This window comes from Shinella granuli (assembly GCF_004341885.1).
Taxonomy (GTDB): Bacteria; Pseudomonadota; Alphaproteobacteria; order Rhizobiales; family Rhizobiaceae; genus Shinella; species Shinella granuli.
Window position 1 is genome coordinate 299583 of record NZ_SLVX01000003.1, and the last position, 14874, is coordinate 314456.

The 14874-nt window shown below is 66.1% G+C and carries 15 protein-coding genes; 4 read left to right on the forward strand and 11 right to left on the reverse strand.

All coding sequences use genetic code 11. The annotated features are described in order from the left end of the window. Positions 1 to 2: 2 nt before the first annotated feature. The 6 genes from EV665_RS07545 to paaN form a co-directional block, all read right to left on the reverse strand. Complete coding sequence (locus EV665_RS07545; RefSeq protein WP_133033620.1) at positions 3 to 704, reverse strand: ABC transporter ATP-binding protein; 702 nt, start codon at positions 702 to 704, stop codon at positions 3 to 5. Beyond that, on the reverse strand, positions 691 to 1476 hold the full coding sequence (locus EV665_RS07550; RefSeq protein WP_133033621.1) for an ABC transporter ATP-binding protein: 786 nt from the start codon (positions 1474 to 1476) through the stop codon (positions 691 to 693). The genes EV665_RS07545 and EV665_RS07550 overlap by 14 nt, the downstream gene beginning before the upstream one ends. Next, positions 1473 to 2429 carry a branched-chain amino acid ABC transporter permease gene (locus EV665_RS07555; protein WP_133033622.1) on the reverse strand — a complete coding sequence of 319 codons (957 nt, stop codon included), beginning with the start codon at positions 2427 to 2429 and terminating at the stop codon, positions 1473 to 1475. The genes EV665_RS07550 and EV665_RS07555 overlap by 4 nt, the downstream gene beginning before the upstream one ends. Positions 2430 to 2431: 2 nt before the next feature. Further along, on the reverse strand, positions 2432 to 3304 hold the full coding sequence (locus tag EV665_RS07560) for a branched-chain amino acid ABC transporter permease (protein ID WP_064331290.1): 873 nt from the start codon (positions 3302 to 3304) through the stop codon (positions 2432 to 2434). A gap of 70 nt (positions 3305 to 3374) precedes the next feature. After that, positions 3375 to 4526, reverse strand: a complete 1152-nt coding sequence (locus EV665_RS07565; RefSeq protein WP_133033623.1) for an ABC transporter substrate-binding protein — start codon at positions 4524 to 4526, stop codon at positions 3375 to 3377. A gap of 47 nt (positions 4527 to 4573) precedes the next feature. After that, positions 4574 to 6235 (reverse strand): phenylacetic acid degradation protein PaaN, encoded by a 1662-nt coding sequence (gene paaN, locus EV665_RS07570; RefSeq protein WP_133033624.1) that lies wholly within the window; start codon positions 6233 to 6235, stop codon positions 4574 to 4576. Between the two features lie 101 nt (positions 6236 to 6336). On the opposite strand from paaN, the gene paaG reads away from it, so the two are divergent. The 4 genes from paaG (at position 6337) to EV665_RS07590 (ending at position 9704) form a co-directional block, all read left to right on the forward strand. Further along, a complete protein-coding gene (gene paaG / locus EV665_RS07575; protein ID WP_064331293.1) occupies positions 6337 to 7125 on the forward strand; it encodes a 2-(1,2-epoxy-1,2-dihydrophenyl)acetyl-CoA isomerase PaaG in 789 nt (262 codons plus the stop codon). Next, positions 7122 to 7562, forward strand: coding sequence for a hydroxyphenylacetyl-CoA thioesterase PaaI (paaI, locus tag EV665_RS07580; RefSeq protein ID WP_064331294.1), 441 nt, complete (start codon positions 7122 to 7124; stop codon positions 7560 to 7562). Before paaG ends, paaI begins: the two co-directional genes overlap by 4 nt. A 41-nt stretch (positions 7563 to 7603) precedes the next feature. Beyond that, positions 7604 to 8914, forward strand: a complete 1311-nt coding sequence (gene paaK / locus EV665_RS07585) for a phenylacetate--CoA ligase PaaK (RefSeq protein WP_133033625.1) — start codon at positions 7604 to 7606, stop codon at positions 8912 to 8914. 193 nt (positions 8915 to 9107) lie between these two features. After that, on the forward strand, positions 9108 to 9704 hold the full coding sequence (locus EV665_RS07590) for a TetR/AcrR family transcriptional regulator (protein WP_064331296.1): 597 nt from the start codon (positions 9108 to 9110) through the stop codon (positions 9702 to 9704). Positions 9705 to 9857: 153 nt separating this feature from the next. Here EV665_RS07590 and EV665_RS07595 read toward each other — a convergent pair whose 3' ends face one another. The 5 genes from EV665_RS07595 to paaD are packed head-to-tail and all read right to left on the reverse strand — an operon-like array spanning position 9858 to position 14869. Beyond that, positions 9858 to 10370: an acyl-CoA thioesterase gene (locus EV665_RS07595; RefSeq protein WP_133033626.1), complete on the reverse strand. Its 513-nt coding sequence runs from the start codon at positions 10368 to 10370 to the stop codon at positions 9858 to 9860. Between the two features lie 7 nt (positions 10371 to 10377). Then, positions 10378 to 12435: a phenylacetic acid degradation bifunctional protein PaaZ gene (gene paaZ / locus EV665_RS07600; RefSeq protein WP_133033627.1), complete on the reverse strand. Its 2058-nt coding sequence runs from the start codon at positions 12433 to 12435 to the stop codon at positions 10378 to 10380. A 43-nt stretch (positions 12436 to 12478) separates the two neighbouring features. Further along, the gene (locus EV665_RS07605; RefSeq protein WP_133033628.1) at positions 12479 to 13234 is read right to left on the reverse strand and encodes a Phenylacetic acid catabolic protein; all 756 of its coding nucleotides are present in this window, start codon (positions 13232 to 13234) and stop codon (positions 12479 to 12481) included. An 11-nt stretch (positions 13235 to 13245) separates the two neighbouring features. Beyond that, positions 13246 to 14322 (reverse strand): 1,2-phenylacetyl-CoA epoxidase subunit PaaE, encoded by a 1077-nt coding sequence (paaE, locus tag EV665_RS07610; RefSeq protein WP_133033629.1) that lies wholly within the window; start codon positions 14320 to 14322, stop codon positions 13246 to 13248. Between the two features lie 22 nt (positions 14323 to 14344). Further along, entirely contained in the window at positions 14345 to 14869 is a 525-nt protein-coding gene (paaD, locus tag EV665_RS07615; RefSeq protein ID WP_133033630.1) for a 1,2-phenylacetyl-CoA epoxidase subunit PaaD, read from the reverse strand. Positions 14870 to 14874 lie beyond the last annotated feature (5 nt).

Here is a 14874-nt window from a genome sequence, read left to right on the forward strand (position 1 = left end):
TCTCATATTCCCAGATAAGCGGCGCGGATGCGTTCGTCGGCAATGAGTTCGGCAGCGGGACCGGACATGGTGATGCGGCCCGTCTCCATGACATAGCCGCGATCGGCGACCGAAAGCGCACCGAATGCGTTCTGCTCGACGAGCAGCACGGTGACGCCGAGCGCCTTCAGGCTCTTCACCACGTCGAAGATCTGCGCCACGAGGATGGGGGCAAGGCCCATGCTCGGCTCGTCGAGCAGCAGGCAGGAGGGGCGGCCCATCAGCGCGCGGGCGATCGCCAGCATCTGCTGCTGGCCGCCGGAAAGACCGCCGGCCGCAAGGTTGCGCTTCTCCTTGAGGATCGGGAACATGGCGAAGGCATCGTCCCGGTCCCGTTCCACCTTGTCGTCGGAAAAGAGATAGGCGCCGAGGCGCAGGTTCTCTTCCACCGTCAGGTTCGTGAAGATCTGTCGCCCCTCGGGCGACTGGGCGAGCCCGCGCCGCACGCGGGCATGGGCCGGCACCGTCGTCAGCGCCTCGCCGCGAAAGACGATGGACCCGGCCGAGACCGGCTGGATGCCCGAGAGGCACTTGAGCAGCGTGGTCTTGCCGGCGCCGTTCGCGCCGACCACCGTGACGATCTCGCCGGAGGCGACGTCGAGGTCGATGCCGTGCAGCACCTCGATGCGGCCGTAGCGCGAACGCAGTCCTTCAACCGTCAGCATTTTGCGCCTCCGTCGCCTGGGCACCCAGATAGGCCTCGATGACACGCGGATCGCGCGCGATCGCCGCCGGCTCGCCTTCGGCGATCTTCTCGCCATGGTCGAGCACCACGATATGGTTGGAAATGCGCATGACCATCTTCATGTCGTGCTCCACCAGCAGGATCGACACGCCTTCGGCCGCGACCTTGGCGATCAGGTGGTCGATCTCCTCCGTCTCGACGGCATTGCAGCCGGCAGCCGGCTCGTCGAGCAGCAGCACGCGGGGCTTCAGCGCCAGCGCGCGGGCGATCTCCAGCCGCTTCAATGCGCCATAGGAGAGCGAGCCTGCCTCCTGCTCGGCGGCCCGGCCGAGGCCGACGCGGTCGAGCAGCGCACGGGCGCTCTCTTCGGACGCCCTGCTGCGGCGGCGCGCGGCGGGCAGCGAAAAGAGATCGGCGAACACCGAGCCGCGCTCATGCAGGTGATGACCGGCGACGGCGTTTTCGAGCACGCTCATCGACTGGAAGATCTGCAGGTTCTGGAAGGTCCGCGACAGGCCGCGCCGGGCGAGGTGATGCGGCGGCATGCGCGTGACATCCTCTCCATCGAGCGCGACACGCCCGCGGGCCGGAGCGTAGACGCCCGAGATCATGTTGAACAGCGTCGTCTTGCCGGCACCATTCGGGCCGATAACGGAGACGATCTCGCCGGGTTTCAAGGCGAAGCCGACATCGTTGACGGCACGGACGCCGCCGAAATCGATCCCCAAGCCTTCGATCTGAAGCAGGCTCATTCCGCCCTCCCCCGGATGCGGCGCGTAATGGAGGGCAGGAGGCCCTCCCGCATGAAGATCATGACCAGCATCATGACGAGGCCGAGCATGAGCTGTTCATATTCCTGGAAGACCGTCAGCACCTGCGGCAGCGTGGTGAGGATCGCCGCGCCGAGGATGGCGCCGAGCACCGACCCCGCCCCGCCGAGCACCGCCATGGTGACCATCTCGATCGAATGCATGAAGCCCGCGACATCCGGCGTGATGAACTTGTTCTGCAGCGCCAGCAGCGAGCCCGAAACCGAGGCATAGACCGCCGACAGGACGAAGGCCACGAGCTTGTAATGGGCCACATCGACGCCGACCGTGCGGGCGGCGACCTCCGACCCGTGCAGCGCCCTGAGCGCCCGGCCGGTCGGGCTGTGGTAGAGGTTGAGCGCCAGCCAGGCGCCGATGACCAGGACGAGACCGGAGAAGGCGTACCAGAATTCGGTGTTGGAAAGATCGATGCCGATGGCCTTCAGGACGGCGCGAAGACCCAGCTCCGGCACCGCCATGCCGTCCGGCCCGCCGGTGAGCTGCGCCTCGTTGGAGAGCACCATCGAGACGAGAATGCCGAAGCCGAGGCTGGCGACGGCGAGGTAGTATCCCTTGAGCCGCAGGATCGGCCGGCCGACGAGAAAGGCGATGGCCGCGGAAAGCGCCGCGCCCAGCACCGCCGCGAGCGCCGGATGCAGGCCGAGATGGACCGGCGCCAGCGCACAGGCATAGGCGCCGATGCCGGCAAAGCCCGCATGGCCGAGGCTGATCTGGCCGGCATAGCCGATGAGGATGACGAGACCCGTCACCGCAAGCCCGTTGACGAAGATCAGCGAGCCGACGCGGAAATAGTAGGAGGACGGAAAGAAGACCGGCGCGATCGCGATGACCGCGGCGAGGATGAGGAGCGTGGTTGTCTTGCTGGAGAGCCGCATGATCACACCCGATCCGTCGACTTGCGGCCGAAAAGGCCCTGCGGCATGGCGAAGAGCACCGCGAGGATGACGACGAAGGCAGCCGCGTCCTTGTATTGCGAGCTGATATAGCCGGCCGTCATCGCTTCCAGGATCCCGAGCAGCAGGCCGCCGACAAGGGCGCCCTTGGGGTTGCCCATGCCGCCGAGCATGGCGGCGGCAAAACCCTTCAGCGCCAGCGCCAGCCCGACATCGTAGCTCGTCAGCGTGATCGGCGTCACCAGCACGCCGGCGAGCGCGCCGATGGCGGCGGACATGGCGAAGGAGAGCGTCATCACGTAGTTGGTGTTGATGCCGACGAGCTGGGCCGCGATGCGGTTGTTCGCCGTCGCCAGCACGGCGCGACCGATCAGCGTGCGCGTGAAGAACAGCCAGAGACAGAAGAAGACCGCGAGCGCGCCGGCAATCACCCAGAGGCTCTGCGGCAGGATGGTCGCGCCACCGATGAGGATCGGCTGGTCGCCCGAAAAGGCCGGGAAGCGGTGGATCTGCTTGTCGAAGACGAGCTGCGTCGCGCCGCGGATGAAGATCGAGGCGCCGATGGTGATGATGATCAGCGAGACGACGGGGGCGCCCCGCGCCGGCTCGATCGCCAGCTTGTTGAGCGCAACGCCGATACCCGCCGTCGCGATGATGGCGATGAGCGCGGCAAGCGGCAGCGGCAGGCCCGCTGCATGCGCGAAGAAGGTGATCATGCCGCCGAGCATGACGAACTCGCCCTGGGCGAAGTTCACGACGTCGGAAGCGTTGTAGATGATCGTGAAGCCGAGCGCGACCAGCGCATAGACCGCGCCGACCGTGATCCCGGAAAGTAGGAATTGCAGGAGTTCGGGCATGAATGCCTCCGCTTCGCGCGCGACGGTTTCCGCCGGCCCGCCGCCTTATGACGCGGGCCGGCGGGCTCGATTACTCGACGATCTTCCAGCCGCCCTTTTCGATCTGAAGCATGCGGAAGGCCGACAGGTCGAGGCCGAGATGGTCCTCCGCCGTCATGGTCACCGTGCCGGTCGTGCCGACAAGGCCGGACGTGCCTTCGATCGCATCGCGGATCGCCGACGGCTCGGTGCTGCCCGCCCGCGTGATCGCGTCGACGAGGATACGCAGCGCGTCATGGGCGTAGCCGCCGAAGGTCGAGACCGGCTTGCCGGTCGCCTTCTCGTAGGCGTCCTTGTAGGCGACGACGACAGCGCGCTGCGGATCGCTTTCCGGCAGGAGGCTCGCGACGAGCAGCGCCGTGCCCGGCAGGCGCACGCCTTCGGCGGCTTCCGCGCCGGCAAGCTCGATGAAGCCATCCGAGGCGACGCCGTGCGACTGGTAGAGTGGCAGGCCGACGGCGAGCTGGGCATAGTTGCGCGTGACGATCGCCGGGCCCTGGCCGAAACCGGGGTTCAACACGGCTTGCACGCCGTCCTTGCCCTTGATGTTGGTGAGCTGCGGCGTCATGTCGGCATCGGTCGGGCCATAGGTCTCGTCGGCCAGGACCTCGATGCCGTAGTCGCCGATGATCTCCAGGCACTGCTTGCGCATGGAGGCGCCGAAGCCGTCGGAACCGGAAATCAGGCCGATCTTGCCGATGCCGGCCTTCTTCATGTCCTCGAAGATCTTCGCGCAGGCCATGCGGTCCGTGTGCGGGGTCTTGAAGGTGAAGGGGCGGACGGGATCGATGATCTCGATGGCGCCGGCAAGGGAGATGAACGGGATTTCCGCATCCTCGAAGACCGGGATGATGGCCATGGAGGTGCCCGTCGTCGTGCCGCCGATCACGGCGACGACTTCGTCGTCCTCCACCAGGCGGGTGGCGAAGGTGCGCGCCTTGTTCGGGTCGCCGCCATCGTCATAGACGATCAGGTCGATCTTCTCGCCATTGACGCCGCCGGCCGCATTGATCTCCTCGACCAGCATCTTCAGCGTCTTGGCTTCCGGATCGCCGAGGAAGGAGGCGGGGCCGGTTTCCGAAAGGGTCGCACCGATCTTGATATCGGCAAGGGCCGGCGCGGCAAAGCCGAGGACGAGCGCCAGCGTGCCGGCAAGCGCTGTGGTGGTGAGCGAAAATTTCATGTCGGTTTCTCCTCCCAACAAAGACAAAAGATTGAAGCGTAGACTCCTCACGCCGCCGCGGGGCGGCGCCACATCACCACGCGGAACCGGTTCGCGACGAAGGCCGCATCCGTCAGGCTGGCATTGCCCGCCGGATTGGCACCGGTGACGTGGAAATCGCTGAAGGCGGCGCTCTGGTTCACATAGATGCCGCCGGTCAGATTGACAGAAAGATTGACGCCTGCCACGGCGAAACGATCGGCGGCGGCCAGAATCTGCGCCTCGTCCGTCGCGTAGAGGGCAGCCGTGATGGCACCCTTGCGCTCGGCGAGCGCCGCGGCACGGTCGACGCCGTCCGCTGCGTCATCGACCGCGACGACGAAGGCGATGGGGCCGAAGCGCTCCTCCGCATAGGCGTCCGTATCCGCCGCATCGACCGCGAGGATCAGCGGCGTCGCGGTGCGGGCACCGTCGAGGCCTTCGACGGGCGCGGAGTCGCGCACGATGCGCCCGAGTGGCCGCGATGTGGCAATGCGGGCGAGCGTCGCCGGATTGGCGATGGCCCCGCAGATGCCGGCCGCACGCGCGGGATCGACAAGCAGGCTATCGACGGCAGCGGCGATGCCGGCCGCGACCGCGTCGAAGGACTTGTGGCCCTCATTGGTCTCAATACCGTCGCGCGGCACGAAAATATCCTGCGGCGCCGTGCACATCTGGCCGGAATAGAGCGAGAGCGAGAAGGCGATGTTGCCGCACATGCCGGCAAAATCGTCCGTCGCGCCGATGACGATCGAGTTGACGCCGGCCTCTTCGGTGTAGACATCGGCATTGCCGGCATTTTCACGCACCCAGGCGCCGAAGGCGTTGGAGCCGGTATAGTCGACGATGGCGACGGCGGGGTGCTGCACGAGCTCCCTCGTGATCTCGGCGCCCGGCGCATCGGCGGCGAGCAGCACGATATCGGCCGCAAATCCTTCCTCCACCAGCACCTGGCGCGCGATTTCGACGGTGATGGCAAGCGGCAGGATCGCCGCCGGATGCGGCTTGACGATGACGGTGTTGCCGGTGGCGAGGCTGGCGAAGAGGCCGGGATAACTGTTCCAGGTCGGGAAGGTGTTGCAGCCGATGACGAGGGAGACGCCGCGCGGCACGATGCGCCAGTGCTTCTCCATGACGATCGGCGCGCCCTTGCCCTGCGGCTTGGTCCAGGTCGCCTGCGCCGGTATGCGGGTCATCTCGGCATAGGCATAGGCGACGGCCTCGAGGCCGCGATCCTGCGCATGCGGGCCGCCGGCCTGGAAGGCCATGGCGAAGGCCTGCCCCGTCGTGTGCATGACGGCGTTGGCCATCTCGAAGCTGCGGGCATTGAGGCGGGCAAGGATTTCGAGACAGATGCCGGCGCGCACGTCCGGCGAGGCGGCGGCCCATTGCGGGGCGGCCGCGCGCGAGGCCATGACCAGCATGTCCGCGGAGGCGGCGGGATAGGTGATGCCGAGGGCAGGTCCGTAAGGCGAGACTTCCGCACCAACGCGCCCCTCGGCCGGATGATCGGCAAGATCGAATTCGGCATCGAGCCGTGCCCTGTAGGCGGCAAGGCCATCGTCCTTCGCCGTCTCGCCGTATATCTTGCCGCTCGGCACTTCGGGATAGACGGTCCAGAAATCGCGCTTTGCGGCCGCTTCGATCGCGGCGGTCAACGTCGGGCGATGGCGCTCGAAAAGTCCGGTCATCTCTGGCTCCTCCCAGTCAGTGCTTTTATAATTGACTGACCGGTCGGTTTATGCAAGAGTTTTTTTACGGTCGCCGCTGGGAAGGGCGACAGGGAGGAACCATGACCACTTCCGACACCATACTGTCGGCGCTTGCCGATGGCGTTCTGAGCCTCACGCTGAACCGCCCGGACAAGCTCAACGCCTTCAACGACGAGATGCATCTTGCGCTGCGCGCCGGCTTCGAGCGCGCCCATGCGGACGAGGCGGTGCGCGCCGTGCTGCTGACCGGCGCCGGCCGCGGTTTCTGCGCCGGCCAGGATCTCGGCGACCGCGATCCGAAGAAGGGCGTGCCAGACCTCGGCCATACGATCGAGACCTACTACAACCCACTGCTGCGCCTTATCCGCAGCCTCGAAAAACCCGTCATCTGCGCCGTCAACGGCGTTGCCGCCGGCGCGGGCGCCAACATTGCCCTTGCCTGTGACATCACGCTCGCCGCCCGCTCCGCCCGCTTCATCCAGGCCTTCGCCAGGATCGGCCTCGTGCCGGATTCCGGCGGCACCTGGAGCCTGCCGCGCCTGATCGGCGAAGCCCGCGCCAAGGCGCTTGCGCTCACCGCCGAACCGCTCGGCGCGGAAACCGCCGCCGACTGGGGCCTCATCTGGCGCGCCGTCGACGACGACACGCTGATGGAAGAGGCGACCGCTCTCGCCACGCGCCTCGCCGCCGGCCCGACCAGGGGCCTCGGCATGACGAAACGCGCCATCCAGGCCGCCGCCACCAATTCGCTCGACCAGCAACTCGACCTCGAACGCGACCTGCAGCGCGAGGCCGGCCGCAGCGCCGATTACGCCGAGGGCGTTTCCGCCTTCCTCGAAAAGCGCAAGCCGGAGTTTTCGGGCAAATGAGCGCCGCCGGGCTTTCTCCGCAAGCGCTCGCCGAAGCCTGCGCCAAGGCGATGTGGGACGACGACAACGCCACCCGCCATCTCGGCATGGAGCTCGTCTCCGTCGCCCCCGGCAAGGCCGTCATCGCCATGACGATCGCCGAGATCATGACCAACGGCCACGGCACCTGCCACGGCGGCTACATCTTCACGCTGGCGGATTCGGCCTTTGCCTTCGCCTGCAACACCTACAACCAGCGCACCGTCGCCCAGCACTGTTCGGTGACCTTCATCGCACCGGCCTTCCGGGGCGACCGGCTGACCGCGACGGCGCAGGAGGTGTCGCGCCGCGGCCGCGGTGGCATCTACGACATCCGCATCACCAACCAGGAGGGCGAGCATGTCGCGGAGTTCCGCGGCCACTCGCGAACAGTCAAGGGCACCCATCTGCCGGAGTGAGGCAGAGGGCACATCATCCCGCATTCTCGGAGGAGATTTTCATGGAAGACCTGTCCCCCCGCCCCGGAGATCTCGAAGCGATCGAGACGGCCTCCCGCGACGAGATTTCCGCGCTGCAGCTTGAGCGCATGAAATGGTCGCTGACCCACGCCTACGAGAACTCGCCCTTCTATCGCCAGCGCTTCGACGCGGCCGGCGTGCACCCCTCCGACCTCAAGACGCTCGCCGATCTCGCAAAGTTCCCCTTCACCACCAAGAAGGACCTGCGCGACACCTATCCCTTCGGCATGTTCGCCGTGCCGCGTGAAAGGCTCGCACGCATCCACGCCTCGTCGGGCACGACCGGCAAGCCCACCGTCGTCGGCTATACCCAGAAGGACATCGACACCTGGGCGACCGTTGTCGCCCGCTCGATCCGCGCCGCGGGCGGCCGGGCCGGCGACATCGTGCATGTCGCCTATGGCTACGGCCTCTTCACCGGCGGCCTCGGCGCCCACTATGGCGCCGAAAAGCTCGGCTGCACCGTCGTGCCGATCTCCGGCGGCATGACGGAGCGCCAGGTGACCCTGATGCAGGATTTCAAGCCGCGCATCATCATGGTCACGCCCTCCTACATGCTCTCCATCCTCGACGAGTTCCGCCGCCAGGGCGTCGACCCGCGGGAAAGCTCGCTCGCCGTCGGCATCTTCGGCGCCGAGCCCTGGACGAACGCCATGCGCGAGGAGATCGAGCAGTCCTTCGACATGCACGCCGTCGACATCTACGGCCTGTCGGAGGTCATGGGCCCGGGCGTTGCCAATGAATGCGTCGAGACCAAGGACGGCCTGCACATCTGGGAGGACCATTTCTACCCGGAGATCATCGATCCGGTCACCGGTGCGGTGCTGCCGGACGGCGAGATCGGCGAATTGGTCTTCACGACGCTCACCAAGGAAGGCCTGCCGATCATCCGCTACCGCACGCGCGACCTGACACGGCTCCTGCCCGGCACCGCCCGCTCCATGCGCCGCATGGAAAAGATCACGGGCCGCTCCGACGACATGATGATCCTGCGCGGCGTCAACGTCTTCCCGACGCAGATCGAGGAACAGATCCTGAAATGTCGCGGCCTCGCGCCGCACTTCCAGATCGAGCTGACCCGCTCGGGCCGCATGGACAACATGACCGTGCATGTCGAATGCACGCTGGAGGCGGCCGACGAGGGGGCCCGCGCGGGATCGGCAAAGGAGCTCGCCCACCACATCAAGAGCGTGGTCGGGGTCTCCACGAAGATCACCGTGCACGAACCCGGCGGCGTCGCCCGTTCGGAAGGCAAGGCGAAACGGGTGGTCGACAACCGCCCGAAGGAATGAAGCGCCGGACGGGACAATTCCAGCAGGAGTGGGGGAAACGGTTTTGCGTCCGGAGTTGTGTAGAAACAAAGAGATAGGATATCTTCCCCGTTAGAAGACGGATGAAGGGACCCTATTCCGGCACCGGGTTGACTGTGTATAGGGAGGGCGGCCACCTTCCCGGAAGCAGCCGGGCAAAGCAAAGCAGGATAAAATGGCACGCACGCGCGCAGTTGATTTCGAGGAAAAACAACGCGGCATTCTCTCGAGTGCCGCGGCGGTCTTTGCCGAGATGGGCATGGAGAAGGCCTCCATGTCGATGATCGCCTCGCACAGCAATGTCTCCAAGGCGCTGCTCTATCACTACTATCCGAGCAAGGACGCGCTGATCTTCGATATCGTGCGCACCCACCTCACCGAACTCGAAAGCGCCATAGAGGCCGCCGACCGCCCCGACCTCGCCCCGCAGGAGCGGCTGCGCCTCCTGGTCAAAGCCGTCCTGGCGAACTACGAGGGCCGGGACAACGAGCACAAGGTGCAGCTCAACGGCACCAGCGCGCTCTCGCAGGAACAGCTTTCCGAATTGCAGGCGATCGAGCGGCAGATCGTCAAGCGCTTCTCCGGCGTCATCCGCGACATCAATCCGGACCTCAACAAGGACCGCCCGCTGCTGATGCCCGTCACCATGTCGCTTTTCGGCATGATGAACTGGGTCTATATGTGGTTCCGACCGAATGGGCCTGTCACACGCGACGAATATGCGGACATCGCGACGACGCTGATCCTCGAAGGCGTCAAGGCTGTCACCTGAAGCTTACGCATCACACCTCTACCTCTCTTTCGTCATCCTCGGGCTTGACCCGAGGATCCACTCGGCACCCGCGGCATGGATCCTCGGGTGAAGCCCGAGGATGACGTGGTAGGGAGGCAGCGTCGCGCCACAAGAGCAATAATGCCACCCGCGCTATCCCCCATCCCTCTCCATATCCTTGCCCGTCGCTGCGACCGATTCCAGCCGCTCGGCAAACTCCCGCCGCAGCGTCCGGCGAAGCTCGGCCGCCTTGTAGCGCCGGATGTCGACCGCATCCCTCGGCTCCAGGTCCGGCACACGCACCGGCCGGCCGGCATCGTCGACGGCGACCATCGTGAAATAGCAGGAATTGGTATGCCGCCGGTGGCCGGAGCGGATGTTCTCCGCCTCGACGCGGATGCCGACCTCCATGGAGGTGCGGCCCGTATGGTTGATCGAGGCGCGGAAGGTGACGAGTTCGCCGACATGGATCGGCTCCTTGAACATCACCTGGTCGACCGAGAGCGTCACCGCATATTGCTGCGAATAGCGCGAGGCGCAGGAGAAGGCCACGCGATCGAGCAGGTTGAGCAGTGCGCCCCCATGAACCTTTCCGGAAAAATTCGCCATGTCCGGCGTCATCAGAACGGTCATTTCCAGGCGGCACGGGTCCTGCGCGATCGGCATGCTGCGGTCACTCCCTCGTTTTGGCCACCATCGTCAGGACGTCGTACTGCGCGACTGTGGCACCTAGCTGGTTCGTCACCTGGCAATCCCAGCGCACCTCGCCGTGCTCGGCATTGGCGCGCGGATTGATCTCCTTGCAGGTGAGCTGCACCTGCAGCGTATCATCCGGATTGACCGGTGTCAGGAAGCGCAGGTTGTCGACGCCGTAATTGGCGAGAACCGGACCCGGCGCCGGATCGACGAAGAGCCCGGCGGCGAAGGAGACGATGAGATAGCCATGCGCCACGCGCCCGTCGAAGAACGGGTTCGCCTTGGCCGCCTCCTCATCCATATGGGCGTAGAAGGTGTCGCCGGTGAAATTGGCGAAATGCTCGATATCGTCGAGCGTCACCGTGCGCGTTGCAGTGATGAGCTGGTCGCCGATCTTGAGTTCCGCCAGCGACTTGCGGAACGGATGCTCTCCGCCCGCCCGCGCCTCCGCACCCGGCAGCCAGCGGCCGGTGACGGCGGACAGCATGGTCGGCGCGCCCTGGATGGCGGTGCGCTGCATGTAGTGTTTTACGCCGCGCATGCCGCCCAGTTCCTCGCCCCCGCCCGCGCGGCCGGGACCGCCGTGCACCAGGCCCGGCAGCGGCGAACCGTGGCCGGTGGAGGATTTGGCGCTGACCCGGTTGCCGATCATCACGCGGCCATGGAAGGGCGCAAGGCCGAGCACGACCTCTTCGGCGAAGCCCGGATCGTTGGTGAAGACCGAGGCGACGAGGCTGCCCTTGCCGCGCCGGGCGAGATCGACCGCCTCTTCCGCCGTGTCATAGGGCATGACCGTGCTGACCGGGCCGAAGGCTTCGACATCGTGCACGGCACGGGCCGAGCCCGGCCTGTCGCAATAGAGCAGCACCGGATTGAGGAAGGCCCCGGCCACGGCATCGCCGGACTGGACGCTCGGATTATCAGGATCGCCGGAGACGATTTCGGCGTCGGCGGAGAGATCGCGGATACGGGCGCGCACTTCCTCGCGCTGGTCGAGGCTGGCGAGCGGACCCATGCGCACGGCCTCGTCGGCGGGGTTGCCGATCGACGTCTTGCCGAGGCGCGCGCCGAGGCTTTCGATCAGCGCCTCGCTATAGGCGCGCGGGGCGATGATGCGGCGGATCGCCGTGCATTTCTGGCCGGCCTTCACCGTCATCTCGCGGGTGACTTCCTTGACGAAGAGATCGAATTCCTCTGTGCCGGGCGCGGCGTCGAGGCCGAGCACGGCGGCGTTGAGGCTGTCGGCCTCCATGGTGAAGCGCACGGAATTCTCGATGATCGCCTTGTGCGTCTTGAGGCGCTGGCCTGTCGCCGCCGAACCGGTGAACGTGACGGCATCCTGCCCCTCCACATGGTCGAGCAGGTCGCCGACCGAGCCGCAGACGAGCTGCAGCGCGCCCTCCGGCAGGATGCCCGTCTCGATGATGCGGCGGACCATCAGTTCGGTGAGATAGGCCGTCTGGCTGGCCGGCTTGATGATGGCGGGAACGCCGGCGATGAGCGTCGGCGCGAGCTTTTCCAGCATGCCCCAGCAGGGAAAGTTGAAGGCGTTGATATGCACCGCGACACCCTGCAAGGGGGTCAGGATATGCTGCGCGGCAAAGGTGTTGTCCTTGGAGAGCGGCTCCACGTCGCCATCGAGCAGGACGCGGGTGTTCGGCAATTCGCGCCGGCCTTTCGAGGCGTAGGAGAGCAGCGTGCCGATGCCGCCCTCGATATCGACCCAGCTATCGGCGCGGGTCGCGCCGGTGGCGGTGGAAAGCGCGTAGAACTCTTCCTTCCCTTCCATCAGCGCCTGGCCGAGCGCTTTCAGCATGGCGGCGCGTTCGTGGAAGGACATGCGGCGCAGCGCCGGGCCACCCTTTTCGCGGCCATGGGCGAGGATCGCCTTGAAATCGATGCCGGAGGAATCGATGAAGGCGACCGGTGCGCCCGTCGAGGCGTCGAGCAGGGGCACGCCCTCCTTCGCGCCGGCGACCCACGCGCCGCCGACATAGCTTTCGAGCCGGCGCGGCCGGTTTGCCATGACGTTCATCTTATTGTCCTTCCTGTATTTTTACGCAATTCCGGACGGAAGCCTAGTTCAACCCAAGCGCGGAAAGCTGCGCATCGACCTCCGCCCGCCAATCCGCAAGCAGGGTCTCGTTAGGCGTATGCCTGAGGCCGAAACGCGACAGCGTCTCGAAGCGGGCCGAGTCGGAATGGCCAAAGCTGGCGGCGACACGCGGATACCAGTAGGCGACGGAAGCCTTCGCTTTCGCGCGCCCCTCTTCGTCATCCACGATGCGGGCGAGGCCGGCGAGGCCGAGTTCGGCATGGCGCGTCTCGCGCGGCAGGATGGCGCGGAAAACCTCGGCGAGCGGCTGATAGGAGACGCGCGACAATTCCTTGAGCTGGACGACGCTTGCCCGGCCCATCAGCACGTTCATGACGACGGCATCCACCCAGCCTTGCAGCGGGTAGTGGAAGACGGAAAGGCGCATGTCGCCGCCCTGCCGCGCCGCACCGATATCGGCCTCGCGGGAAAGCCGCTCGGCCCAGGGGTGGTGCACGGCGTAGCGTCCACCGTCCGCGCCGAAGGTTTCCATGACCTGCAAGACCTTGCCGGCATGGTCGGCCTTTTCCAGCACGATGCGGGCGGCGGAGATGCGCTCCTGGATGCCCGGCGCATCGTTGATCGTATCGGCAAAGCCCGCGGAGCCGGCCAGCTCGCTGTCGACGAAACTCGCCATCAGGCGCAAGAGCTCGCCGCGATAGCGCGGCGGCACATTGGCGGGCGAGGAGAGCACGCCGCCTTGCGCCAGATAATCCTCGATCGGCATCGTATCGGACATGAAAATTCCCCTTACTGGTCGTAGCTGACGACGATACGGTCGGTGAGCGGGTAGCACTGGCAGGTCAGCACATAGCCCTGGCGCACCTCGTAATCCTCGAGCGCGTGGTTGACCTCCATCTCGGCCTCGCCCTCCAGGATTTTTGCGCGGCAGGTGGAACAGACGCCGGCCTTGCAGGCATAGGGCGCGTCCATGGCGTTTTCGAGCGCGGCGTCGAGCAGGCTCTGACCCTGCTTCGGGAACTTGAAGCTGCGCGTCGCGCCGTCGAGCGTGACGGTCGCCTCGCACATCGCGCCCTGGTCCGCGCCGGCGACGGCTTCCACCTTGCGCCGGGCCCGGCCGGGCTGCGAGGAGGCGAACAGCTCGAACTTGATCTGGTCGTCGCGAAGGCCGTGTTCGCGGAGCGCTGCGGCAATCGCCAGCATCATCGGCTCCGGGCCGCAGATGAAGGCGGTGGCGATGGACTTGATGTCGATCCAGCTCTTGAACAGCGCCGCGCATTTCTCGCCGTCGATGCGGCCGGTGAAGAGGTCGATGTCCTGTGCCTCGCTTTCGAGGACATGCAGCACGGAGAACCGGCCGAGATAGAGGTTCTTCAGATCCTCCAGCTCCTCCCGGAACATGATCGAGCTGATCTGCCGGTTGGCGTAGACCAGCGTGAAGCGGGCGCGCGGCTCGCGCGACAGCACCGTCTTGATGATCGAAAGCACGGGCGTGATGCCGCTGCCGCCGGCAAAGCCGAGATAGTGCTTCGCGACATCCGGCTCCAGCGCGGTGAAGAAGGCGCCCATCGGCGGCATGGCTTCCAGCGTGTCGCCGGGCTTCAGGTTTTCATTGACCCAGGTGGAGAAGCAGCCGCCATCGACGCGCTTGATGCCGACCTTCAACACGCCCTCGTCCTTGCCGGCGCAGATCGAATAGGAGCGGCGCAGCTCCTCGTCCTCGAATTTCTGGCGGAAGGTCAGGTACTGGCCTTGCGTGAAATCGAAGACGGCGCGGTCCTCGTCGGACGGCCGGAGCGTGACCACGACCGCATCGCGCGTCTCGCGGCGAACATCGGTTACGGTCAGGGGATGAAAACGTGCCATGCGCGGGCCCTCTCCCTATGGGTCAGATGCATTTGAAATAATCGAACGGTTCCAGGCAGTCGGTGCAGCGATAGCTCGCCTTGCAGGGCGTCGAGCCGAACTGGCTGATCTTTTCCGTGTTCGCCGAGCCGCAGCGCGGACAGGCGATCGTCAGGTTCGAGCGGCCGGACAGCCGGTCGATGCGTTTCATCAGCACGCCATCGGCGGCGGTGCCGTCGATTGGCGGGGCGATGCCATAGTCGCGCAGCTTTTCCCGGCCCTCGGCGCTGATCCAGTCCGTCGTCCAGGCGGGCGAGAGCCGGCGTTCGAGCTTCACCTTGGCAAGGCCCTTTCCGGCGAGCGCAGCCTCGATATCGAGGTTGATCACCGTGGTGGCGGGACAGCCCGAATAGGTCGGCGTCACCGTCACCACCAGCGTGTCGTCCCGCCACTCGACATCGCGGATGATGCCGAGATCGGTGAGCGAGATGACCGGGATTTCCGGGTCCGGCACTTCGGACAGCCAGTGCCAGACCTCATCGACCGAGGGACGAAGCGCCGGGTCCATCGCCG